The 1,709-nt window shown below is 50.0% G+C and carries 1 protein-coding gene; it reads right to left on the bottom strand.

Features of this window, described 5'->3' with window-relative positions:
• Positions 1 to 297: 297 nt before the first annotated feature.
• Positions 298 to 1,404 (bottom strand): transposase, encoded by a 1,107-nt coding sequence (locus OEL57_RS16640; RefSeq protein WP_300742054.1) that lies wholly within the window; start codon positions 1,402 to 1,404, stop codon positions 298 to 300.
• Positions 1,405 to 1,709: the final 305 nt, after the last annotated feature.

Below are 1,709 nucleotides of genomic sequence, written 5' to 3'. Positions count from 1 at the left end.
ACCCGCCTGATGTTGACCAGATTAGGGCGACCAGCCTTGATGTCTCCCAGCAGTTCCCACGAAAACTTGTATTTGCGATCAGTGGTCATTGCGGCCTCTCCTCCCTCAGTGGTTGAACGTAAATGAATACACCAGAGCCTCTTGCAAAAGTCTTGAAAGTTGGTTGCCAATGTCAGCCTGTAGTGAAGTTTTCACCAGAGAGCAGCATTAGGCTGGCCCTTTGATCGTTTTCAGCGGTATTTATCCATGATCCTGGCGCACCGCTCCCACGGATTTCAGTTTTTGGGTCTTTGACAATCAGCAACCAGTTACTTTGAGCAATTGGTCAGCACTCAAGGCAAGGACACCGAACATCAGGTGCAGTAGCACCTTGTTTGCTCCCCGAACCATGACGCTGCGACCACCGAATTCTTCTTTTAGCCGACTGTTGCATCGCTCGGCAGCGGTACGCTCGTTGTAGCGAACGGCTTCATGCGGTGCCATGGGGATAGCTTCCTTGCCACGTGGATTTTTGTCGATAATCGGCACATGCCCCAATTCTCTGCTCTGATCCCGTATTTGTGCCGCGTCGTATGCCGCATCCATGAGATCATAACAGTAGGTCACCTTGTTGCTGGTCAGCTTCATCAGTGGAATAGCTGCCTGGCTGTCATGCACGGAAGCAGATGTCAACAGAGCACTTATCGGAAAGCCGAAGTCATTCACGTCCAGATGCAGTTTGAATCCATTCCAGGTTTCTGTGTACCCTTTGGCGTTCTTCTTAATCCCCCGGTCGCAGACATTTGGCAACAGGGAAATAGCCTCTTCTACTGTTTGCCCACGCTGCACGTCAAGGCGCTTTGGCTCTACAGGCTCCCTGATCTCATCTTTGGCCGGGCGGCCTTTCTTCTTGGCAACCTTGGGCACTTTAGTCTTCTTTGCTGGCTTCTCTCGACCGATAATGGCGGTGGCGTCCCGACTGATATGTCCGATCAGTTCAGCGCCAAGCTTCTCCTTCACCAGGGAATCATGAACCATACCACCTAAACCCGCTTTGGCATATTCGGCAAAAGCGCGGGAAAAGGTAGATTCTGACACAACGTCTCTTCTTCGCGCAAAACCACAGATCATCCGCAGGCTCGGGGTGCTGAGCAACTCATTTCTCAAAGAACTGGTGTGCTGATAGTTCAAGACCGCCTTGGCTACAAAAGCTCTGGCAATCGCTTCGCGCTCTTTGATAGGTCGTCCCAACCACTGCCTGCTGGCCGTGACAGGAACAAACTTCTCAATCTGTATCAGCTCAAGGAGCTTGACCAGATGCTTCTCCCGCTCGGTAAGCGGCGTTGGGAGGCATTCGTCGAGATGGGGGAACAGGCTTTTCTGTACCGTTCCCATCAACCATGATATTCTTTCTTTGAGCTTCATCGGTACACCTCTGTTATTGTTTGTCTCGTAAACCAATAATATCAGATGGCTATCTTTGAAGCTCGACTTTTATGTAGCAAAATTAACTACATTCAACTTCTCGCATACACTTTTGCAAGAGGCTCACCATTATTTTCATTTTACCCAAAATAAGTGAAGGGATGCCAGAAAGTACCGTGATGAGGGTAAGGGGACACCAAAGGCAGGTGCTTTTTGAGAAAGTAGCCGGCCTTTGGTGTCTTAGTTGGCTTGGGTTGGAAACGGAATCAGGCAGGTAGCAGGAACTTACCAACATAGTTCTTGGA

The organism is Trichlorobacter sp., from assembly GCF_030247655.1.
Lineage (GTDB): Bacteria > Desulfobacterota > Desulfuromonadia > Geobacterales > Pseudopelobacteraceae > Trichlorobacter.
This window is presented reverse-complemented; position numbering and strand designations above follow the sequence as displayed.

Coding starts and splice junctions, on each gene's coding strand:
- OEL57_RS16640 (WP_300742054.1), bottom strand. CDS start 1,404: ATGAAGCTCAAAGAAAGAATATCATGGTTGATGGGAACGGTACAGAAA.